The sequence below is a fragment of the Citrobacter sp. Cpo091 genome (assembly GCF_030332645.1).
Classification (GTDB): domain Bacteria; phylum Pseudomonadota; class Gammaproteobacteria; order Enterobacterales; family Enterobacteriaceae; genus Citrobacter; species Citrobacter portucalensis.
The window spans coordinates 71,434-93,351 of the sequence record NZ_JAOWHL010000017.1 but is presented as its reverse complement, the minus strand read 5'-3'; the positions used below and the strand labels follow the sequence as shown (position 1 = coordinate 93,351).

Here is a 21,918-nt window from a genome sequence, read left to right as displayed (position 1 = left end):
ATGATGCGCATAGACAACAAGGATTATTATCATGAAACGAGTCATTTTTCCGATTATTGCCGTCCTTTTCACGCTACCCGGTCTGGCACATGCCGACTCGGCTTATGGCAGTCTGCAGGCTGTACACGAAAAGAATACTGTTATGAAGGATTTACGTAAGATTTGCACCCCGCAAGGGTCGCCATCTGATGAGGTGTGGGAAAAAACGATTATGGCTGATACGCGTAATCAGCAGCACATCCGCGAAGCCATTCTGGCAATTCAAAGAAACAATCAAAACAACTACTGGGAAGCGCTTGGCAAAGTTGAATGCCCGGATTTATAGGCGTGAAGCGAAATAGCCCCACGCCAGAGGGAAAGCGTTAACGCTGAGGAATAATTAAGTCGCCGCGCAGCACGTACGACCCCAGCACGCTCTGGGTTTTCTCGTTGAGCCAACTGACGATCCGCGACGCCATGGCGTCCATGGAATATTCAATCGCCGGGATCGTAGGGATTCCCGGCAGATGCAGCGAACCGGCCAGGCTAAAGACCATAATGTCTTGCGGTACTGATTTATTAAACGCCTGCAACTGCGGGATCACCCGCTGTGCCTGCTGTTCATCCGCCACCAGCAGCGCGTTAAAATTCAGCGTGGACGCGTTGTTCAGCAGCTCCTGCAAGGCCACTGACGATGACGTTGCAGCCATAAATACCAGGTTACGGTTAAACGGCAGGAAGTTTTTTTCCAGCGCGTGTTTATAGCCCAACAGCACCTGATCGGAGAAACCCATCCCGTCCGGATGAATTAAAGCAATCTGGCGTCGGTTCTGACTTATCAGGTAGTTACAGGCGGTTTCGGTAGCGAACTCATGATCGAACTGGATGCTGTTGACGTCATCGCCGGAATCCAGACAATCCACCAGAATGACATTCTCCTGATTGATGTTCAGCGGAAAACGCGCGCCAATAATCAGGACGTCATCGCACAAGCCGCAGCTTAATTCATCAAGAGCGCTCATGACTTCCGCTTTGGTATTGGCAAAACGCAGCAGCAGGTGCTTTTGATGCTGGCTAAGATGCTTTTCCAGCGCGTAGAGATAACCCGTGGTCTGATTAATGTTGTCCTGCGCGCATATCACGCCGATACAGCCCGTAGACTGGCTGAGTAGCGACTGCGCAATCACGTTCGGACGATAATTGAGTTCATCCACCGCTTTCAACACGGCGAGGCGGCTGGCCTCTTTTACGCCACGCGATCCGCTCAACACGCGTGACACAGTGGCTTTTGACACGCCAGCCAAACGCGATACATCGTTGATAGTAGACATCATTCTCCCCTGACAGGACCCGCCAGGCCCTTTCCATCCTGAATTTAACATTGGCTCAAATAATCACCATCCGCAGTATAGCTGTTTCCGTTTTTCATGGAAACCGATTTTCCATTTGGACTCAAAAAGAGATCTTCACAGCTAATTTCGTGAGCTAAATCCAAATAATTAGCCTTATAAGAATAAGATCTTGATGGCCGTCACAGTTCTGTTTTCCATGAATGGAAACCGGTTTCCGTATGATATCAAATCAGACTCGCAATAAGTTTTTACATTTAAAGGATGGTTCACTATGTTCAGGATTATGTTGTGTTGTTCGGCAGGGATGTCCACCAGTTTGCTGGTTCGCAAAATGGTTGAAGAGGCAGAGTCTCGCGGATTGCCTGTGAAGATTGAGGCCTACGGTGTTTCCGAATTTGACATTCAGTTTCCAAATTACCAGGTGGTGCTACTCGGCCCCCAGGTAAAGTACATGCTTAATACGCTCTCCGAAAAGGCTGCCACCCAGGGTATACCCGTAAAAGCCATAGATATGATGGATTACGGTATGCAACGCGGTGACAAAGTGCTGGATTATGCTCTGTCGCTGATTGAAGCGACACACTAGAAAGGTGTCATTATGAGTTCGTTATATCAGTCAATGGTTGCCGTCATTGAACAATCCATCACCCCGCTCGCTGGCAAGTTAGGGCAGCAAAAGTATGTGATTGCAATTCGTGACGGTTTTACGGCGGCGCTGCCGTTTATGATCATCGGCTCCTTCATGCTGGTGTTTATTTTTCCGCCGTTCTCTGCCGATACCACCAACAGCTTTGCCCGGGGCTGGCTCGATTTCTCGGCAACTTATCGTGAACAGCTGATGCTGCCGTTTAACCTCAGCATGGGTGTTATGACGTTCTTTATCTCCGTGGGCATTGGTGCCAGCCTGGGCCGTCAGTTTAACCTCGATCCGGTGATGTCTGGCCTGCTGGCCTTTATGGCGTTTTTACTGGTTGCTGCGCCCTATGCCGACGGTAAAATCTCGACGCAGTATCTTTCCGGTCAGGGTATCTTTACCGCCCTCATCACCGCCATTTACTCCACCCGTATATATGCATGGCTGAAGCAGAATAACGTGACAATCCGCCTGCCGAAGGAAGTCCCGACCGGCGTCGCGCGTTCATTCGAGATCCTCATTCCGGTACTGGTGGTGATTGCAACCCTGCATCCGCTGAACCTGTTTATCGAAGCACAAACCGGGATGATCATCCCGCAGGCGATTATGCACCTGCTGGAGCCGCTGGTTTCCGCTTCTGACTCACTGCCCGCTATTCTACTTTCCGTGCTGTTGTGCCAGATTTTCTGGTTTGCCGGCATTCACGGCTCATTGATCGTAACCGGCATCATGAACCCATTCTGGATGGCGAACCTGTCCGCTAACCAGGCCGCTCTGGCAGCGGGCGCTGCGCTGCCCCATGTCTATCTGCAAGGTTTCTGGGATCACTACCTGCTGATTGGCGGCGTCGGTTCAACTTTACCGCTGGCATTCCTGCTGCTGCGCAGTCGCGTCGCGCATCTGCGTACTATCGGCAAAATGGGAATTGTGCCTAGTTTCTTTAATATCAATGAGCCTATTCTGTTTGGTGCGCCAATCATCATGAACCCGATGTTGTTCATCCCGTTTGTCTGCGTCCCGCTGGTTAACGCCGTGCTGGCCTATAGCGCCACCAAACTCGGCTGGCTGGCACAGGTTGTTTCACTGACGCCGTGGACTACGCCTGCGCCAATCGGTGCTTCCTGGGCCGCAAACTGGGCATTAAGTCCGGTGGTGATGTGCTTTATCTGTATGGCGATGTCAGCGCTGATGTACCTTCCATTCCTGCGTGCTTACGAACGTTCTTTGCTGAAAACCGAAGAGCAAAAAGCACAGGATGCCGTCTCCGTGGCGAACGCTGCCCGTAGCAACTCATAATGAATCAAGGAGTCAGAACAATGAGATACCGTTTTCCTGAAAACTTCTGGTGGGGCAGTGCCTGCTCAGCGCTGCAAACCGAAGGGGATAGCCTGAACGGCGGCAAAAGCCAGACCACGTGGGACGTGTGGTTCGACCGTCAGCCAGGTCGTTTCCATCAGGGAGTTGGCCCGGCAACTACCTCGACCTTTTATCAGCACTGGAAACAGGACATCGCACTGCTCAAACAGCTGAAGCACAACAGCTTCCGTACGTCTCTGAGCTGGTCGCGCCTGATTCCGGACGGTACCGGCGAGGTTAATCCTGAAGCCGTCGAGTTCTATAACAACGTTATCGACGAGCTGCTGGCACAAGGCATTACGCCATTTATCACCCTGTTCCATTTCGACATGCCTATGGTGATGCAGGAGAAAGGTGGCTGGGAAAACCGTGAAGTGGTCGAGGCGTTTGGCCGCTATGCACAAACGTGTTTTACATTGTTCGGCAACCGGGTTAAGCACTGGTTTACCTTTAACGAGCCAATTGTCCCGGTTGAAGGCGGCTATCTGTATGACTTCCATTACCCTAATGTGGTGGATTTCAAACGTGCAGCCACCGTGGCGTATCACACCGTACTGGCGCATTCGACGGCGGTTCGGGCATATCGTGCCGCAAACCATGACGGTGAAATCGGCGTGGTGCTGAATTTAACGCCTTCCTACCCGCGCTCACAAAATCCGGCGGATGTAAAAGCCGCACACTATGCGGATCTGCTGTTTAACCGCAGCTTCCTCGACCCGGTGCTGAAGGGTGAATATCCAGCGGATCTGGTTGGACTGCTGAAAGAGTATGATCAGTTACCAACATGCCAGCCAGGCGACAGCCAGTTAATCGCCGAGGGCAAAATCGACCTGCTCGGCATCAACTACTATCAGCCGCGTCGCGTGAAATGTCGTGATAGCGCCGTCAACCCGAATGCACCGTTTATGCCGGAGTGGCTGTTTGATTATTACGAAATGCCGGGTCGGAAAATGAACCCTTATCGTGGCTGGGAAATTTATGAGCCGGGTATTTACGATATTATTACCAATCTGCGTGATAATTATGGCAACCCGCGCTGTTTTATTTCTGAAAACGGTATGGGTGTCGAGAATGAGCAGCGTTTTATTCAGCAAGAGCAAATCAACGACAGCTACCGTATTGAATTTGTTTCTGAGCATCTTAAATGGCTACATAAAGGAATTAGCGAAGGCTGTAATTGTCTTGGCTACCATATGTGGACCTTTATTGATAACTGGTCATGGCTTAACGGCTATAAAAACCGCTACGGTTTTGTTCAGTTAGATTTAGCAACGCAAAAACGTACGGTGAAAAAAAGCGGCGAATGGTTTGCCCAGACCGCCGAAAATAACGGATTCGATTAGGAAGAGAACAACATGATTGCATTAGAAGAAGCAGTAATGGAAATCATCGTCAATGCCGGGCAATCCCGCAGTCTGTGCTTTGAAGCGCTGCATGCCGCGCGCGCCGGCAATATTGACGAGGCAAAAAGCCTGCTTCGTGAGGCTGACGGTTACGCCCGTCAGGCTCATCACATGCAAACCAAATTGATCGAACAGGACGCCGGGGAAGCCCGGCAACCAATGACATTAATTATGGTGCATGCGCAGGACCACTTAATGACGTCGTTATTAGCCCGCGAACTGTCAGAAGAAATTATTCATCTGTATCAGCGTTAATCGTTAATTACACATTCAACAACGGAGAAAGCATTACGATTAAATAAAGCAGCCCTGTACCCGTTATTAAATAGACAAATCAACTTGTTTTGGTGATAGCAAATTAAACCAAGACGGGATGGTTATTATCTTAAAATAAATTAATGCACACGCTTATTCAGAATGCTCTACGCAAACTGAAGGGTAAAGTGTCGATGAGATAACCATGAACATGATAAAAAAACTTCCAGTCACGCTGGCGGTCGTCGCCGCGCTGTGCCCAATTTCTGTCCTCGCACAGGAATTCACACAAGAACAAATCGATGCCATCGTTGCCAAAGCCGTCGATAAAGCGCTGGCTGAGCGTCAGGCAAAAATGGACGCCGCCGTGGCGAAAAAAACCGATGTCATTAACGAGCCGCAAAGTGCGGCGCAATCGCCGGATATGGCTATTCCGTTCGGTGTGAAATTCAGCGGCTATGCGCGTTACGGCGCGCATTTCCAGAGCGGCGATCAGAAATACGTTGGCGTTGATGGCTCCTACAACGGTGCTTCCGCTATCGGTCGCCTGGGTAACGAAGGCAACGGCGGCGAGTTCCAGCTCTCAAAAGCGTTCAAAAGCGATAACGGCGCCATCTGGGACATCAACGTGATGATCGACCACTGGGGCGACGAAGTTAACCTGAAAAAAGCCTACGCGGGCGTCACCAACGTACTGGAATCCAATCCCAACGCCTATATCTGGGCAGGCCGCGACTTCCACCAGCGTCCGCAACAGGGTATCAACGACTACTTCTGGATGAACCACGACGGCCAGGGCGCCGGGGTGAAGAACTTCGACATCGGCGGCGTACAGTTTGATGTCGCCACCGTTGCCGCAGTTGAATCGTGCAGCCCGGAAGTGATGGAAGACGAAGCCAACCCATCGCGTATTACCTGTACCGGCGGTTCCGGTACCGGCGATAAAGGCAACTACGCTGTGACGTCAAAAATTCACAATATGAAAGTGGGCCCGCTGGATCTGGAGATCTACGCCAACTACGGTTTTGACTCCAAAGCCGTCGAGAGCGATGACCGCCTGAAAGCCTGGCAGGGCGCATTCGTGCTGAGCCACACCAACGACAGCGGCGTGAATAAAGTGATTGCCCGTTATTCTGATAACTCCGACAACAGCGTCTATAACAAAACCGACGACCTGACTACGGTTTACGCCAGCTTCGAGGGAAGTCATAAGTTTACCCGCCAGGCGCAGGTGGAATACCTGTTAGCGTTCCATGATTACGACAACAGCACCGATAAGAGCGATAACCGTAAGAACTACGGCGCGATTGTGCGTCCAATGTACTTCTGGAACGACGTTCACTCCACCTGGCTGGAAGCGGGCTATCAGCGCGTAGATTACGACAACGGCGGGGATAACCACGGCTGGAAACTGACGCTGTCGCAGAACATGTCAATCGCCATGGGACCGGAGTTCCGCCCGATGCTGCGCTTCTACGTCACCGGCGGCAAGGTGGATAACGATCGCACCGCGCGGGTCAACGGCACGCAGGATGAAACGCTGGACGACTTTAACCTTGGTGCCATGTGGGAAGCATGGTTCTGATTAGTGAGTCGTGAAGTGCCGGATACGGCGAGAACGCCTTATCCGGCGAACAACACCGAGATTATTGCATACCTTTTATGCGAACTTTCGCTGCCACCAAAAGCGCCGTCAGCAGCATCAGGCTGCCGGAAAGCATCAGGGGCGACAGCAGTCCGAGGGTATCGAGCGCATAGCCTCCCACCGCTGCCCCGCAGGTATTGGCAAGCTGGATCACGGCGACCTGGACGGATCCGGCTTTTTCTGCCTGATCGGCAAGCGAACGGGTGATCCACGTCGACCAGCCGACCGGTACCAGCGCAAACAACAGCCCCCAAATAATCGCAATACCCGCCGCGACCACTTTGTCGCTGCCCCACAGGATCAGGACCAGCGCACTGAGCGCCAGCACCAGTGGCGCACCGGCTAACGCCAGTTTGACCGAACGCTTCAAAATCATCGACGAGAACGACGTACCAACGAAACTGGCAATACCGAAGCTCAGCAGCACCAGCGTCAGGCCATCAACGTCAAAGCCCGCCAGATTCATATAGATCGGGCGAATATAGGTAAAGAAGGCGAACTGACCAGCAAAGGACATGAAGATGGCAATCATCCCGGCCATCACCCCTGGACGCTGCAACAAGCTGAACATGTTTTGTTTCTGATGCGAAGGTTCACCAGGCAGCGAAGGCAACGCTCTCACCACCCAAATCGTGCACAGCACGCCCATTACCGCCGCCGCATTAAACACGTTACGCCAGCCGATAATGCCGCCCAAAAAGCTCCCCAGCGGCGCGGCAATTACCAGCGCGATGGAGACCGCGCCAAAAATAACCGACAGCGCTTTCGGCACCGTACGTGCAGGAACCAGACGCATGGTCAGCGACGCCGACATCGCCCAGAAGCCGCCAAGCGCCAGACCGAGGCAGGCGCGGCCAACGAGCAGCAGCGAAAAAGAATTGGCAAAGGAAACCAGCAGACAGGAAAGCGTCAGTAGCACCGAAAACAGGATCACCACATAGCGACGATCGGTCGCCTGAATAATTTGCGTCACAAACAGGCTGGCGAACATGGCGACAAATGCCGTCACGGTCACCGATTGTCCGGCCACGCCTTCAGAAATCCCCAAATCCTGCGCCATCGGCGTTAACAGGCTAACGGGGAGAAATTCAACGGTTATCAGGCAGGCAACGCAGAACGCCACGGCAAATACCGCCGACCAATTAGGTCGGGAATTTGCCTCAGCGCGGGATTTTTGTTCAACAGCTTCACTCATTTTGTTACCTGCGTGGGGTTATTGTAGAAAAGTTACGCAGTGTAACATTAAATTTGTGACGTAATTAACGTTTTGACAACTATTCACCAGAGATCGGCTGCGCCTTATCCGGCCCAGGACAGAGAGCCCTTTCTGGCTCAATTAAGCGTCACGCGCAGCCCGGGCCAGGCCGGTTATCCACTCCTGGTGACCGTTGATCATCGGATTGGGCAGCGTACGTGCCAGTTCTTGTGCCGGAACGCCAATTTGTGATTCCTGGGTCAGAATACGTACGCGCCCGCCGGGTAAATCCTCAAAGAGCCAGGCGTGGATCACATCCAGACGTGTAGTGGCATCGCCTTCCGCCCAGCCATGCCAGGCAACACGCGCGGCCTGGCCGTCAACCGGCGGCACATACTCGGTGATTTGCGCTTCGATGGGGAAACCAAAAGTCGTAAAACGAAAGCGGGCATCCATGCTTAACAATGGACCGGAACCGTCGTGAAAACGGATATCCGCCACGTTGCTGTAATACGTCGGCCAGCGCGTTGTGTCATTAAGCTGTGCCCAGACGGCACGGGCGCTCAGTCCGGCAACGATAATTTCATTTGAGGCAAAGTTATCAGTCGTCCCCGGCAGATACGCTGCAGGCCAGATAATTGCACGTTGTTGAGTCGCTTGATTCATGATGTACCTCGTCGTGTGAGTTAACGAGGTACATCATGCTTTCGCGTAAGATATAAAGATAATGACGATTCAAAATAGTCGTCATCATAAATTTTGATATCAGTGCAGCCAGTGCACGCCATCCTCGGGCTGGAAAAAGGCGTTATAGCGCATCTGGAACGCATTAAGCTCCTGCATATCCGGCTCCATCTCGCGCAGAAAACCGAGCGCCAGACGCACCTGCGCGTCGGTAATCGGTGCAGCCAGCCGGGCTTTTTGCAGCCAGCGGTGCCATTGCAACAAGTTCTGCTCACTGCCGTCGACAATAACGATTTGCCAGATCAACAGCACCTGGGCAGCATTTTGTAGATGCGATTCATCAGGACGATGGAGGTACTGTAAAAAAGCCTCACCCTGTACTTTTCCCATCTGATCGATCATCGATTCTACCGGCACGACATCAATGTTCAGCCGCTCGCTCAGACGGCGAATTGCCCGCCGCGACCCGGACGTTAGCACCCGAAATCCCACCACAAAAACAACCACCAGCGTGGCCAGCATTATCCAAATCATGCGCACATCCATTACCAGACAGGACGCCCATCATAGCGGCAAATTCACCTCTGTCGACGACTGAACGTGTCATAATGTGACTTATCGAACTCGCAGGCAGACATCATGAAATCTGATATCAGAACGCTCGATCTCAATCTGTTAAAAACGCTGGATGCCCTGCTGGATGAACGCAGCGTAACCCGGGCGGCGCAGCGGCTATCGCTCACTCAGCCTGCGGTAAGCGGTATGCTCAACCGCCTGCGCGACTATTTTGACGATCCGCTGTTTAGTCGCACACCGCATGGCATTGTTCCGACGCTGCGTGCCCAACAGTTGGCCGCCCCGGTCAAACAGATCCTCAGCGATATCGATATCCTGCTTAAACCGACACAATTTGACCCGCTCACCGCAGCGCTCACCTTTACCGTCGCCGCTACGGATTACGCGCTCAAAGCGGTTATCGTGCCATTTATTGCCGCGCTTCGCGTGCGCGCACCGGGCATTCGTGTACGAGTGATCCCGGTTGAGCCAGTGCTGCTCACCACACAGTTTGAGCAGGGGAAAATCGACCTGGCATTGCTGACGCCGGATTCCACGCCCGACAACCTGCATAGCCGGGCGTTATATGATGAAGAGTACGTTTGTCTCATGCGTCATGCGCATCCTGATGCGGGGCAACCGCTGACGCTCGATCGCTTCTGCGCGCTGGAGCATGTGCTGGTTTCTTATGAGGGTGAAAGTTTCTGGGGCATCACCGATGAGGCACTGGCAAGCGTCGGACGCCAACGGCAGATTGGTTTGTCGGTTAGCAGCTTCCTGGTATTGCCGGACATCCTCGCTATCAGCGATATGATTGCCGTTGTTCCTGCCCGTCTGGCGTATGACGACACCCGTATGCACGTTTTACCGCCCCCGCTGCCCATAGCCGGTTTTACAAAAAGCATGGCCTGGCATGAACGCACGCACCGCGATGCCGCTCATCAGTGGCTGCGCAATCTGGTACATGAAACCAGCCAGTTGAGAGCATAAAAAAGCCCGCCATTAAGGCGGGCAAAAGTTACCAATGCACACTTAACTTAAGCTACTTTCAATTGTTGAATCTTTTTCTCGCGGCGAATTTTACGTTCTTCAAACACAGCCACGATGGCCATCAAACAGATACAACCGATAGCGGCAGCATCCAGCGCGGCGAAAGTGCCTGCCCAGCCGGTCAGCCCGAAAATCGGCGTGCCGTCGGCAATCATCCCCAAACCGAGCTTGGCGAAGCTGTCACCAATCAGATAAGCGAAAGTGCCTTTAATCCCATCGGCTGCGCCGATCGCTTTTTTCGGCACAAACCCGACTGCCGCAACGCCGATTAACAGCTGTGGGCCAAACACCAGGAAGCCCAGCGCAAACAGCGAAGTCAGATAAACGTACTGGTTGCTGGCGTGCTGATAAACGCCCAGAGTGGCGATAATCAACGCCAGCGCTACACAGGCCACCAGCGCACGACGACCGTTAGCCAGGTCGGAGAGCCAACCCCACATCAGCGTGCCAACCAGCGCGCCCACTTCAAACAGGGTAAAGCCCTGAATCGCCACTTCTTTGGAGAGCTTCAGCTCCTGGAAAGCGTAGACGGTGGACCACTGGTCGATACCGATACGCACTACGTACAGGAAGATGTTCGAGAAACATAACAGCCAGATCACTTTGTTTTTCAGCACGTACTCAACAAAGATCTGCCATTTGGTCATCTCGTTTTCTTCGGTTTCTTTGTCTTCTTCGCTGATCTCCTCACCGAACAGCTCTTCGGCTTTACCGAGGCCATAAGATTCCGGGGAGTCGCTGCCGTAGCGCAGGCCGATAAAGCCAACAATCAGAGCAATAATCGACGGGAAGATAAACATACCGATGACGTGACCGTCGAACAGATAGTTAGCGCCAAACAGCGCCACGCCCGCTGCACCCGCACCGCCGAGGTTGTGGGAGATATTCCACATACCGAGGTAAGAACCCCGCTTGCGACGCGGCGTCCATTTAGTAATGGTGGAATAGCTACATGAGCCGCCAGTACTCTGGAAGAAACCGCTCAGCGCGTAGAAAGCGATCATCAAAAACAGGCTGGTTGAACCCGCGCCCATGCTGGCGCTGAAGCCAAGCATACAGATGGCGGAGAGGATCAGCATAAACGGCAGGAACTGCTTGGTGTTTTTTCCATCCGCGTAGTAGGAAACCAGCGTTTTACCCACGCCGTAGGTGATGGAGAAGCCCAGGCCAATCATCCCCAGCTGCGTCATGCTCAGCCCGTAGGTGGAGATCATGTCGTTCTGCGCGATGTTGAAGTTTTTGCGGATCAGGTACATGGTCAGGTAGCCGATAAAGACCACCAGATAGGACTGCATGAACGGTTTGAACCACATTTTGCGCCGCACATCGAGCGGCAGATCCAGGGTCGGCTTGCGCACCTGGTTTAGAAAGGCCAGCATTTGACACTCCCGAGCTAATTTTTATACCTGCGAATGGCAGGCATTGTAAAAATCAGCCGGAAGACGCGCCTGAGACAGCGTCCAGGTGAAACCGGGAAAATTTCTTAGTTTTGCTCCACTCGGGGCAAAAAGGTGAGGTACATCACGCTTCGTTGAGTTCGCGCGGAGCCTGGGCGTTTAAAAACGGCAGCAGCAGCAGCGCGGAAATTCCCGCCGCAATAGCGATCACCACAAAGAATCCGGTCCAGTGCCAGACCTCCATCACCTTCGCCAGCGGCCAGCCAGAGAGCGATGCCCCCAGATAAGCAAACAGCCCGACAAATCCGGTTGCCGCGCCCGCCGCCTCTTTGTGCGAACACTCCGCCGCCGCCATGCCGATCAGCATCTGCGGGCCAAAGACGAAGAATCCGGTGGTGAAGAAGCACGCGGCCTGCATCACATAGCTGGCGAACGGCATTAGCCACAGCGAGCCAACGGAGAGCAAAATTCCGGCGGCGAAAATCAGGTTCATTGGACCGCGGTTGCCGTTAAACAGCTTGTCCGAGCCCCAGCCCGCGACCAACGCGCCGATGAAGCCGCCCAGTTCGAACATGGTCACGGCGGTATTGGCAGTGACCAAATCAACGCCAAGTGTCTCCGACATATACAGATTGCCCCAGTCGTTAATCGCGGCACGGACCACGTACACCAGCACATAACACAGTGACAGCAGCCAGATATAAGGATTCAGTAGCACATAACGGGTGAGGATCTCTTTGCGGCTCAGCCCAGCACCTTCCTGCTGTTGGGCAATTTCCAGTTCATCATGCTGCCAGTCGCCAATCGGCGGCAGACCAATCGCCTGCGGCCTGTCTCGCAGCCGCCAGCAGAGAAAAATCCCCACCACAATCGCCAGCAGCCCGGCGATCATCATCCCGGCGCGCCAGCCGTAGTGCAGCGCTGTCGCCGCCATCACGATAGGGATCAGCGCCCCGCCGACGTTGTGCGCGGTGTTCCACAGCGCCCACCAGCCGCCGCGTTCAGTACGCGAATACCACGCGGTCAATAAACGCGCGCAGACCGGCGATCCCCAGCCCTGGAAAAAGGCGTTCAGCGCCCACAGCACCGCAAAGGCCCATAGCGAGGTGGAGAATCCAAACAGAATGTTTACCACGCCGGTGGCAATCAGTCCGATGCCCATAAAATAGCGAGCGTCGGATCGGTCGCTGACGATACCGGAAACAAACTTCGACAGGCCGTAGGTGATGTAAAACAGCGTCGCCAGCAGCCCAATGTCGCTGCGAGTCAGCACGCCGCTGGTGAGGATTTCCGGTACGGCGGCATTGAAGCTCTTGCGTGTGAAATAGAACAGCGCGTAGCCGAGCCAGATGGTGGTCAGGATATGCCGCCGCCAGTAGCGGTAGAGGGCATCCACTTCACGCTTATCAGTAATGAGCGGCGCACTGGCCGGAGCTTTTAAAAACGAAAACATGACCGCGCCTTACACATATCGCTGGGGTAACGACACGCTGACCCGCGTGCCATGCGTACAGGAAATCGAGAGCGATCCGCCGAGGGCGCTAATCCGTTCACGCATCCCCGTAAGGCCAAATCCCTGTTGATTCGACCCTGGCGGCAGGCCGCTACCGTCATCCTCAATCACCAGCATTAGCCGTTCATCCTGTTGCCAGCCCTGAAGCGTCACCGCGCTGGCGTTGGCGTGCTTAACGATGTTGTTCAGCCCTTCCTGACAGACGCGAAACAGCGTCACCCGCTGGCTTTCGCTAAGTGCAGATTCATCAATTCGCCAGTCGAGATGGCTGACGATACCGCGACTTTCCAGCTCCATTTCGCGCATCAGTGAGCGGATGGCCTGCTCCAGCGTGAGATCGTCCAGTTGACGTGGTCGCAGACGGCCTAACAGGCGACGCACCGAATCGTACACGCCGAGAGAAAGTTGTTCGATGTGCACCCCGCTGCGCTTCACCCCTGCGTTTTCTGGCGCCAGCCGCTGAACAATACCCGCCTGGGTGCGAATGGCGGTGATGGTCTGGCCGATATCATCGTGCAGTTCGCGCGCCACATCCCGGCGCACGCTCTCTTCGGTTTCCAGCAGGCGTTCCGCCAGACGATGGTTGCGCGCTAATTCGTTTTGCAGCGACTGGTTAAGTTCGCGCAGACGCTGAATACCCGCACCGAGCAGCAGCCCGGTCAGGCTTTGCACCAGCAGCGAGAGCAACAGGTCAACGGGATGATCGTGCCAGGTCTGGCTGGCAATCAGCGCGATGGCGTTCATCAGCGTCGCAATCAGCGCCCCCTGCCAGCCGTAGTGCCAGGCCAGCGCAATGATCGGCAACGCGAGGCAAAACGGCGTGAAGCGCGAAAGTTCGGCGGGTAAACCGAGCTGTAGCCACAGGCTGACGCTAAACAGCAGCAGGTACCAGACCAGATGTCGCCCGCGCCAGTTCACCGGCTGCGACACCACCGCCGGGCCCAGCGGCAGCCAGGTCGTGCTGGTCAGATAGTGCCAGAACACCAGGCAGATCGGCGCCAGCGTTAATCCGCCGGTGAGCGTCAGCAGCAGCGCGTTCCACGCCTCTTCACCTTGCCCAAGCCAGGGCAGCGATTGCAGCAACGCCGCCGCCGTGAGCGCCGCGCCCTGCAACAACAGCGTGCGCCAGTCGCGCTGATGGCGGTATCGCGAAATCAACATCACCGGGAGTAACGTGAGGAAGCTGCCGATCATCAAAAGTGGTAAATGGGCCAGCGCCACTTCCTGCGCCAGCCAGAAAAGAAGCAGCCATTCCGCGCCCAGCAGCACCGGCCAGTAGCCGCGCGGACATTGCAGCATCAACCCCAGACGCAGGCCAAACGGAAACAGCAGTACCGCCAGCTCCGGGCGCTCAACCAGATGCAGGCTGATGCTCCACAAGCAAAACCACGCGGCGGAGAAGATAAAAAAGCAGGCAACAACGGTGATTAACCGGGAACAGAGCGTGTTCATTGCCAGCCGTCAAACATCCGGCGGGCCAGTTCGACGTCGTTGCTGACCCCCAGCTTTTCCATCAAGTTAGCGCGATGCACGTGCACCGTTTTCGGCGACAGACCCAGTTCAGCGGCAATCTCTTTGACCGCCATACCTTGCGCCAGTTTTTCCGCCACCTGACGTTCACGTTTGGTGAGAGGATCCTGACGACCGGCCGCCAGTTTGACGGCGATGTCCGGCGTCAGGTAACAGCCGCCGGTCGCTACGGTATGCACCGCCGCGATCAGCTCATCCGGGCTACAACGTTTAGAAAGGAAACCACGCGCGCCCGCGTTGAGCGCCTGCTCCACCAGCGCCGGGCTGTCGTGGACAGAGAGCATGATAATCGCCATTCCTTTTGGCAACTGGCTTAACAGTTCAAGACCGGAGATATCAGGCATCGAGATGTCGCAGATACACACCTGCACGCCGCGTCCCGGTAATCCCGCCAGCGCCTCACTGCCTGAGCCAAACTCAGCGACCACCTGCAAATCAGGTTCCAGCCCCAGCAGTTGGGCAAAGCCGGAGCGGACGATGAGGTGGTCGTCAATAAGGGCAACGGTAATCATGGGTTCATCCTGGCGCTAAGGCATGCCTGATGGCGCTACGCTTATCAGGCCTACGGGCGGGTGCCGTTGTAGGCCGGATAAGGCATTAATGCCTCCACCCAGCAAAAGCGCTTACCTTAACGATAAGTGCTTTGGTGTTCAAGCCTTGAGCGATCAGGCTATGCCAGTTGTGACTGTAAATGTTCGGGTGTGCTGCGGTTCTATTTCAATCAAGGTGCCATTGCGTTGTGCTGCCAGGAATCCTTCAGGTCGACAGGTTGCAGGCAAGGCGAATGCCGCAACCTGTTGATCGCCGTTATAGAGGATCCAACGCGTCACATAATTCAGCTCCGTGCTGGAGAAACGCGTAACGAACGTGGTGCCATCAGGCGCGATCATGCTAAATTCTGGCTTATCGGTGTACCTGTCCAGTTGGTCAGCAAAGAAGACAATTTCCGGATCGTAAAAATGGGGTTCATTGAGCCGCGCCAGAGAAGCCTCGCCCTGTACAATCCGCTGATTAAACGCCAGCCACTGCTCAGTCGGCTTAACATGCGCGGGTATTGACTCACGCAGCTTCATGGCCTCATCCGGAATATTCTGGCTGAAGGTGGCTTCCGGTACGTAGGCATAGTTCATATGGCACATGTACTGCAACGGCATTGCCACTGAGGCGAGGTTGGTAACCGCCATCTGAATATCAAACAGCGCGCTCGCTTTGTGCATTACCACCGCAGGATGCGCCTGATAATGATGACCGAACCCCATCACATACTCATAGCGTCCACCCACGCGCAAATTCTCACCCTCCAGCTCCAGCCAGGCTTCATCCATCGCGGCACAAGCCATTTCACCGTGCAAAGGATGTGAATCCTCTGGTGATGGGCAGCCATTTGCCAACAGACCTGAGTGGAAGGCAAAACAGCCGTAGGTCGCCACCACTTCCGCCGCCGGTTTCGGCTGACTGAACATGTTACGCATGGTCAGGTCATGGCCATCAAACTGAGCATCCCAGATCATCTGCCCCATCCAGGGCAGAATAACCAGATGTCCACGACTGTTTTCTACCTTCAGCCCTTCCACTCCGCTGGCGTAACGAAATGCGGTAACCGTGAAGTCGTTATTCTTCAGTAAGATTCGCGGATGCTCTGCAAAGAGTTCTCGCCACAGCGTTATACGTGTTGTCATGATCGCTCTCCTCAGGAAACGGTCGCTTCAGCCAGGTTGTTGCGCACTTTGCTTTCACGCCAGAAATAGATACCGACGTACACGAAGCACAGCATGGAAACCAGGAACGAAAGTTGCAATGAATGGAACATATCTGCCACATAGCCCTGAATCGCCGGAACCACCGCCGCGCCGACAATCGCCATGACAATGACGGCACCCGCCATTTCGGTATGCTCGTTATCCACGGTATCAAGCGTACCCGCATAGATTGTCGCCCAGCAGGGTCCAAACAGGACACTCACCAGCACTGCGACATACACAGCGCTGAAGCTTGGCGCCAGTGCAACATAGACGAGGAACAGCGCACCAATAATGGAATAGAGAATCAGCACTTTTTCCGGATTGAAGCGCGTCATCAAAATGTTGGCGATAAACTTGCCGATAAAGAAGCAGGCGAAGCTATAGACCATGAAGGTTGAGGCGTCGCGCTCGTTGATATCACCTAATTCCAGTGCCAGACGGATGGTGAATGACCACACCGCGACCTGCATCCCCACATAAAGAAATTGCGCCACAATTCCACGACGGAAACGGGCATTGCTGGCCAGATAACGCAGTGTATCCATCGCTGACGGGCGTTTATGACTCGTGGTTTGCGCGACTTTACAGGTCGGGAAGCGAGTCAGCAGGAATAACACCATCACCACAACCAGTACCATAATCATGTACTTGTATGGCTCAAGGGTATTTTCCAGCATCAACACTTTAAAGTTATGGATCTGCTCAGCGTTCATCCCGGCCATCTGTTTTTCCAGGCTTTCACCTTCAGAGAAGACCAGATATTTACCTAGCAGAATGCCAGCAGCCGCACCAATAGGATAAAAAGTCTGACTGATGTTCAGGCGTAAAGTGGCATACGCTTTTGGTCCGATCATTGAACTGTAGGTGTTGGCTGCTGTTTCCAGGAAGCTCAGACCAATCGCAATCGCGAAAATCGCCGCAAGGAACATGGTGTAGGTGGCCATGTGCGATGCTGGGAAAAAGAGCGTACACCCAACGATATAAAGGGTCAGCCCCATTAAGATGGCGACTTTATAACTGGTCTTTTTAATCACCAGAGATGCCGGAATCGCAATTAAAAAATAACCGCCATAAAAGGCACTCTGAACTAATGCCGAGGCAAAGTTGCTGAGTGAAAATACGCTTTTGAATTGCGTAATCAGAATATCATTTAATGCGGCTGCGCATCCCCATAACGGGAATAAACAGGATAACAAAATAAACTGGAACAGAGGGGTCTTATTCAAATAGCCGTCAGGCATCTGAATGATGTTTTTATCGTTCATAGTGCTACCTTTTACAGTGCAGGAGTATTATTCGTTTAAGGTAAGAAACTCATTAAATTGTTCGATGCTTGGATAAGATGATTGAGTGCCTTTCCCGGTAACGCTGAAAGCAGCGAAGAGAGCGGCTTTTTTCATGGCGGCTTCCACATCACCGCTTTGAACGTAATAGTGAGCAAAACAACCGATGAAAGCGTCGCCTGCACCACTGGTATCGACAGCGTTCACTTTAAACGCTGGAACATGGACTTCCTGGTCACGCGTCATCCACAGCGCACCTTTCTCACCCATGGTGACGATAATATTGTTCAGACCTTTATCAACCAGAGAACGTGCTGCTGCGCGAATATGGTCATAAGTATCCACTGGCATACCGGTTAATATTTCCAACTCGGTTTCATTCGGCACAAAAAAATCACATTTACAGGCATAAGACATATCTAATTCCCGTAATGCAGGGGCGGGATTTAGTAACACTTCAATACCGTGTTTTTTGCCAAATTCAATCGCGTGATAAACAGTTTCCAGCTGCACCTCCAGTTGCAGGACAATAAGCTGACATTTTTTCAGATCTTCCGCCGCACGATCGATATCTTCCGGGGAGAGAAATTTGTTCGCTCCTTTAATAATCAGAATACTGTTGCTGGAATTCGCATTAACAAAGATCGGTGCGACACCGCTGCTGGTGCAGGGTACCTTTTCGACATAGGTAGTATTAATTCCCCAGGATTCGAGATTGCGAATAGTGTTATCCGCAAAAATATCATCACCGACTTTTGTCAGCATCAGCATTTTGGAATTGAGCTTAGCGGCCGCAACGGCCTGATTTGCGCCTTTGCCCCCGCAGCCAATTTTGAACGCCGGTGCTTCCAGCGTTTCCCCTTCTTTGGGCATCTGGTTGATGTAGGTGATGAGATCCACCATGTTGGAGCCAATAACCGCGATATCCATTTTACTACCTCTCAGAAACAATCACACAACAATGATATTAAAATAACATTATCATGTTACTTTCGTATCATTTGTGACTAGGATCGCGATTGGAAGATCATTTTATTGTTTATTTATTGCACTAAACGTTACACCCACATCACAATACAAATGATGAAGTTGCTTACAATTGACTGAAAATCAACTGGATATAATCAATAAAACGTGAAAAAACACGCTTTTATTTCCGGATAGTCAGACGTATAGTAATGCGGCAATGTCATGTTCTCAGAAACACAAAAATGTTACTGAAGGAACATGGGAACATGATTCGTGGAGAAGCACATGGAAACTAAGCAAAAAGAACGTATTCGACGTCTGATGGAATTGTTGAAGAAGACCGACCGAATCCATCTGAAAGAGGCGGCACGAATGCTGGAAGTTTCCGTGATGACTATTCGTCGGGATCTCAGTCAGGATGACGAACCGTTACCACTCACGCTGCTCGGTGGTTACATTGTGATGGTGAACAAACCTGCTGCCATCGTTAACGCGCCACTCCCCGCGCAAAAACAGTATCACCGCGACGATTTACCGGTTGCCATTCTGGCTGCGGGACTGGTGAGTGAAAATGATCTGGTCTTTTTTGATAATGGTGCGGAAATGCCGTTGGTGGTCAGCATGATCCCGGACGATATTTCCTTTACCGGGATTTGCTACTCGCACCGGGTGTTCGTAGCGCTAAATGAAAAGCCCAACGCCACAGCGATTCTTTGCGGGGGGACCTACCGGGCGAAAAGTGACGCCTTTTACGACACCAGCAATCCCTCCCCGCTGGATGCACTCAACCCACGGAAAGTCTTTATCTCCGCCAGCGGAGTCCATGAGCATTTCGGCGTTAGCTGGTTCAATCCGGACGATCTGGCCACAAAACGCAAAGCGATGGAACGCGGATTACGCAAAATTCTGCTGACGCGCCACGCCCTGTTCGATGAGGTCGCCCCCGCCAGCATTGGTCCACTCTCCACCTTTGACGTACTGATAAGCGACCGTCCGTTACCGGCAGATTACGCAACCCACTGCCGGAACGGCTCTGTCAAAGTGATCACCCCGGATTCAGACGGCGATTAACTCACTCAAAGAACACGGTAATTTTGTTAAACATCGACGGATCGGACTGGTTGCGGGCCACTTTCACCACATCTTCCAGCTTGTCGATCTGGCTTATCATCTGCTCAAGACGTTGATCGTCGTTGACCAGTAGCCAGATGCGGCTCTTATCGCTGTCCTGAATCGGTAGACAGAGAATGCCTTCCACGTTGAACGCGCGGCGGGCGAACAGCCCGCAAACGTGAGTCATTACGCCCGGATGGTTGCGTACGGTGAGTTCCAGGATTACGTTGTCATGAGTCTGCTGTTGCATGGCTTATTCCCCCACCATTTCTGTGTTTGCCGCGCCCGGCGGCACCATCGGGTACACTTTCTGTTCGGCATCGATGCGCACGTGAATCAGCGCAGGCCCAGGGCGATTAATAATCTCCTGCAACGCTGCCTGTGGGTCCGCTTCGTTATTCAGATCGCAGGTTTCGAGACCAAACCCGGCGGCTATCTGCATAAAGTTAATCATCCCCGGATAGGTCGCGGCAAAAACACCCTGCTTATAGAACAGACTCTGCTGCTGATATACAAGACCCAACGCTTCGTTATTCATCAGGATGATTTTAATATCCAGCTGATTTTCGCTGGCTGTCGCCATTTCCTGAATATTCATCATCAGGCTGCCGTCGCCGGAGAAGCACAGCACTTTTTTGTCGGGATTGGCCAGCGCTGCACCAATTGCCGCTGGCAGGCCAAAGCCCATAGTTCCCAGACCGCCGGAGGTCAGCCACTGACGCGGACGGTTCAGCGGATAAGCCTGTGCCGCCCACATCTGATGCTGGCCTACGTCGGTGGTGATAATGGCGCTATCGTCTACGCAGGCAGCCACGGCGTTGATCAATCCATAGTGGCTGAGCGGGTCGCTTTCCTGCGGAATAGTGCAAGGGAATTCACGTTGTAAATCGGCCACCGTCTGATGCCACGACTCTCGCGGCTGCGCGTCAATTAATGGGATCAATTGTGCCAGAACCTCATCGACATCCGCCTGAATCGCCACGTGCGGTTGTTTGATTTTACCCAGCTCCGCGCGGTCGATATCCACGTGAATGATTTTGGCGTTCGGGCAGAACTGCTCCGTTTTACCAATCGCCCGGTCATCAAAACGTGCGCCCAGAACAATCAATAAATCCGCTTCTTGCAGAATAAAGTTAGTGCTACGCGCGCCGTGCATGCCCAGCATGCCTAACGACAGCGGATGCGCTTTCGGCAACATACCGAGCGCCATTAAGGTCATAGTGGTGGGCAGCATCGCTTTTTCTGCCAGTTCACGTACGCGCTCAGGTGCGTTAATCACGCCGCCGCCGAGGTACAGCACCGGACGCTGTGCGGCGTTAATCATGGCTGCGGCATCGCGAATGCTGTCCTGGCTGAACGCTGGTGCCGCCATTTTCTGCGCAGGCTCCGGCATCTCTTCAATGTCAAAAACGGCGGTTTGAATATCCTTAGGAATGTCTATCCACACCGGGCCTGGACGTCCGGACTGCGCAATGCGGAACGCATCGCTCATGACCTGAGGTAATTCACTGATATGTCGGACCAGATAGTTGTGCTTAGTGATGGGGATAGAAATGCCGTAGGTGTCGACTTCCTGGAAGGCGTCGGTGCCTATCATTGAGGCCGGAACCTGCCCGGTGATACACACCAGCGGGATGGAATCCAGACGCGCATCAGCAATGGCGGTCACCAGATTGGTTGCGCCCGGTCCGCTGCAGGCCATACAGACGGCGGGTTTGCCATCGGTTCTCGCCATTCCCTGAGCGATAAACCCAGCTCCTTGCTCGTGGCGCGCCAGGATATGACGGATTTGCGTGCTTTGACTTAAGGCGTCATAGACGGGAAGAATCGATCCGCCAGGAATACCGGTAACAACCTGAATTCCCTGGCGTTCCAGGAAATGAACGATGAATTCTGCGCCCGTAAAACGCGTACGCTTGGATGTTATGCCCGAACTTGCCATGCTCCAGTCCTTTTATTCTGGGCCTTTGCTCCGGGCAGGTCTCTGAAACGAAAAACCCCGCCCGGTTTGCGCCGGCGGGGTTTTGGAATCGTGTGTTGATTCGGACCCTACGGCGCATTGCCGACGACCACCACCACACGCACGACGACCGCTGCGCGAGATGGCGCAGTTTTTAGTAGGGTCGCAGTCAGCATGGAAGGGTTCATTAGGGACCTGTCTGTTTGTTGATTAACTGGATTTATACAAACACAGGTTTTTCAGCGTGACAATGGAAAAATTTTCATCTGCATAAAAATGCGTCAACGATCACATTTCGTTGTG

Annotated in this window: 22 protein-coding genes; 8 read left to right on the top strand and 14 right to left on the bottom strand. The window is 53.3% G+C overall.

What is annotated here, in order from left to right; all coding sequences use genetic code 11:
* Window positions 1–31 precede the first annotated feature (31 nt).
* On the top strand, window positions 32–325 hold the full coding sequence (locus OGY04_RS00515; protein ID WP_008786509.1) for a YicS family protein: 294 nt from the start codon (window positions 32–34) through the stop codon (window positions 323–325).
* A gap of 37 nt (window positions 326–362) precedes the next feature.
* On the opposite strand, the gene OGY04_RS00510 is transcribed toward OGY04_RS00515, so the two are convergent.
* Entirely contained in the window at window positions 363–1,310 is a 948-nt protein-coding gene (locus tag OGY04_RS00510; RefSeq protein ID WP_286584556.1) for a LacI family DNA-binding transcriptional regulator, read from the bottom strand.
* Between the two features lie 292 nt (window positions 1,311–1,602).
* On the opposite strand from OGY04_RS00510, the gene OGY04_RS00505 reads away from it, so the two are divergent.
* The 5 genes from OGY04_RS00505 to OGY04_RS00485 all read left to right on the top strand — a co-directional run bounded on the left by OGY04_RS00505 (window position 1,603) and on the right by OGY04_RS00485 (window position 6,564).
* The gene (locus tag OGY04_RS00505) at window positions 1,603–1,917 is read left to right on the top strand and encodes a PTS sugar transporter subunit IIB (RefSeq protein WP_008786511.1); all 315 of its coding nucleotides are present in this window, start codon (window positions 1,603–1,605) and stop codon (window positions 1,915–1,917) included.
* 12 nt (window positions 1,918–1,929) lie between these two features.
* Window positions 1,930–3,261 (top strand): PTS cellobiose transporter subunit IIC, encoded by a 1,332-nt coding sequence (locus OGY04_RS00500; protein WP_008786512.1) that lies wholly within the window; start codon window positions 1,930–1,932, stop codon window positions 3,259–3,261.
* 20 nt (window positions 3,262–3,281) lie between these two features.
* The gene (gmuD, locus tag OGY04_RS00495) at window positions 3,282–4,664 is read left to right on the top strand and encodes a 6-phospho-beta-glucosidase GmuD (RefSeq protein ID WP_286584554.1); all 1,383 of its coding nucleotides are present in this window, start codon (window positions 3,282–3,284) and stop codon (window positions 4,662–4,664) included.
* 12 nt (window positions 4,665–4,676) lie between these two features.
* Complete coding sequence (locus tag OGY04_RS00490) at window positions 4,677–4,979, top strand: PTS lactose/cellobiose transporter subunit IIA (RefSeq protein ID WP_008786514.1); 303 nt, start codon at window positions 4,677–4,679, stop codon at window positions 4,977–4,979.
* 205 nt (window positions 4,980–5,184) lie between these two features.
* Window positions 5,185–6,564: a carbohydrate porin gene (locus OGY04_RS00485; protein WP_008786515.1), complete on the top strand. Its 1,380-nt coding sequence runs from the start codon at window positions 5,185–5,187 to the stop codon at window positions 6,562–6,564.
* Between the two features lie 61 nt (window positions 6,565–6,625).
* Here the strand turns inward: OGY04_RS00485 and nepI are convergent, their stop codons facing one another.
* The 3 genes from nepI to OGY04_RS00470 all read right to left on the bottom strand — a co-directional run bounded on the left by nepI (window position 6,626) and on the right by OGY04_RS00470 (window position 9,037).
* Entirely contained in the window at window positions 6,626–7,819 is a 1,194-nt protein-coding gene (gene nepI, locus OGY04_RS00480; RefSeq protein ID WP_008786516.1) for a purine ribonucleoside efflux pump NepI, read from the bottom strand.
* Between the two features lie 141 nt (window positions 7,820–7,960).
* Complete coding sequence (locus OGY04_RS00475) at window positions 7,961–8,485, bottom strand: SRPBCC domain-containing protein (RefSeq protein WP_003827143.1); 525 nt, start codon at window positions 8,483–8,485, stop codon at window positions 7,961–7,963.
* 99 nt (window positions 8,486–8,584) lie between these two features.
* Window positions 8,585–9,037 (bottom strand): DUF1198 family protein, encoded by a 453-nt coding sequence (locus tag OGY04_RS00470; RefSeq protein WP_003827141.1) that lies wholly within the window; start codon window positions 9,035–9,037, stop codon window positions 8,585–8,587.
* 105 nt (window positions 9,038–9,142) lie between these two features.
* On the opposite strand from OGY04_RS00470, the gene OGY04_RS00465 reads away from it, so the two are divergent.
* Window positions 9,143–10,048: a LysR family transcriptional regulator gene (locus tag OGY04_RS00465; protein ID WP_218658832.1), complete on the top strand. Its 906-nt coding sequence runs from the start codon at window positions 9,143–9,145 to the stop codon at window positions 10,046–10,048.
* Window positions 10,049–10,095: 47 nt separating this feature from the next.
* Here OGY04_RS00465 and uhpT read toward each other — a convergent pair whose 3' ends face one another.
* The 7 genes from uhpT to rbsK all read right to left on the bottom strand — a co-directional run bounded on the left by uhpT (window position 10,096) and on the right by rbsK (window position 18,503).
* A complete protein-coding gene (gene uhpT, locus OGY04_RS00460) occupies window positions 10,096–11,487 on the bottom strand; it encodes a hexose-6-phosphate:phosphate antiporter UhpT (RefSeq protein ID WP_008786520.1) in 1,392 nt (463 codons plus the stop codon).
* A gap of 142 nt (window positions 11,488–11,629) precedes the next feature.
* Entirely contained in the window at window positions 11,630–12,958 is a 1,329-nt protein-coding gene (locus tag OGY04_RS00455) for an MFS transporter (RefSeq protein WP_286584548.1), read from the bottom strand.
* A 9-nt stretch (window positions 12,959–12,967) separates the two neighbouring features.
* Window positions 12,968–14,470: a signal transduction histidine-protein kinase/phosphatase UhpB gene (gene uhpB, locus OGY04_RS00450; RefSeq protein ID WP_286584545.1), complete on the bottom strand. Its 1,503-nt coding sequence runs from the start codon at window positions 14,468–14,470 to the stop codon at window positions 12,968–12,970.
* The gene (gene uhpA / locus OGY04_RS00445; protein ID WP_003023923.1) at window positions 14,467–15,060 is read right to left on the bottom strand and encodes a response regulator transcription factor UhpA; all 594 of its coding nucleotides are present in this window, start codon (window positions 15,058–15,060) and stop codon (window positions 14,467–14,469) included. Before uhpA ends, uhpB begins: the two co-directional genes overlap by 4 nt.
* Before the next feature lie 153 nt (window positions 15,061–15,213).
* The gene (locus OGY04_RS00440) at window positions 15,214–16,227 is read right to left on the bottom strand and encodes an aldose 1-epimerase family protein (protein WP_032945437.1); all 1,014 of its coding nucleotides are present in this window, start codon (window positions 16,225–16,227) and stop codon (window positions 15,214–15,216) included.
* An 11-nt stretch (window positions 16,228–16,238) separates the two neighbouring features.
* The gene (fucP, locus tag OGY04_RS00435; RefSeq protein ID WP_003827126.1) at window positions 16,239–17,555 is read right to left on the bottom strand and encodes an L-fucose:H+ symporter permease; all 1,317 of its coding nucleotides are present in this window, start codon (window positions 17,553–17,555) and stop codon (window positions 16,239–16,241) included.
* Window positions 17,556–17,582: 27 nt separating this feature from the next.
* Window positions 17,583–18,503 carry a ribokinase gene (rbsK, locus tag OGY04_RS00430; RefSeq protein WP_286584542.1) on the bottom strand — a complete coding sequence of 307 codons (921 nt, stop codon included), beginning with the start codon at window positions 18,501–18,503 and terminating at the stop codon, window positions 17,583–17,585.
* A 324-nt stretch (window positions 18,504–18,827) separates the two neighbouring features.
* Here rbsK and OGY04_RS00425 point away from each other — a divergent pair, with 324 nt between their 5' ends.
* Window positions 18,828–19,613 carry a DeoR family transcriptional regulator gene (locus OGY04_RS00425; RefSeq protein WP_003827122.1) on the top strand — a complete coding sequence of 262 codons (786 nt, stop codon included), beginning with the start codon at window positions 18,828–18,830 and terminating at the stop codon, window positions 19,611–19,613.
* 1 nt (window position 19,614) lies between these two features.
* Here OGY04_RS00425 and ilvN read toward each other — a convergent pair whose 3' ends face one another.
* The 3 genes from ilvN to ivbL all read right to left on the bottom strand — a co-directional run bounded on the left by ilvN (window position 19,615) and on the right by ivbL (window position 21,803).
* Window positions 19,615–19,905 carry an acetolactate synthase small subunit gene (ilvN, locus tag OGY04_RS00420; protein WP_003023914.1) on the bottom strand — a complete coding sequence of 97 codons (291 nt, stop codon included), beginning with the start codon at window positions 19,903–19,905 and terminating at the stop codon, window positions 19,615–19,617.
* Between the two features lie 3 nt (window positions 19,906–19,908).
* Window positions 19,909–21,597 (bottom strand): acetolactate synthase large subunit, encoded by a 1,689-nt coding sequence (ilvB, locus tag OGY04_RS00415; protein WP_048215245.1) that lies wholly within the window; start codon window positions 21,595–21,597, stop codon window positions 19,909–19,911.
* A 107-nt stretch (window positions 21,598–21,704) separates the two neighbouring features.
* Window positions 21,705–21,803 (bottom strand): ilvB operon leader peptide IvbL, encoded by a 99-nt coding sequence (gene ivbL, locus OGY04_RS00410; RefSeq protein ID WP_003827118.1) that lies wholly within the window; start codon window positions 21,801–21,803, stop codon window positions 21,705–21,707.
* Window positions 21,804–21,918 lie beyond the last annotated feature (115 nt).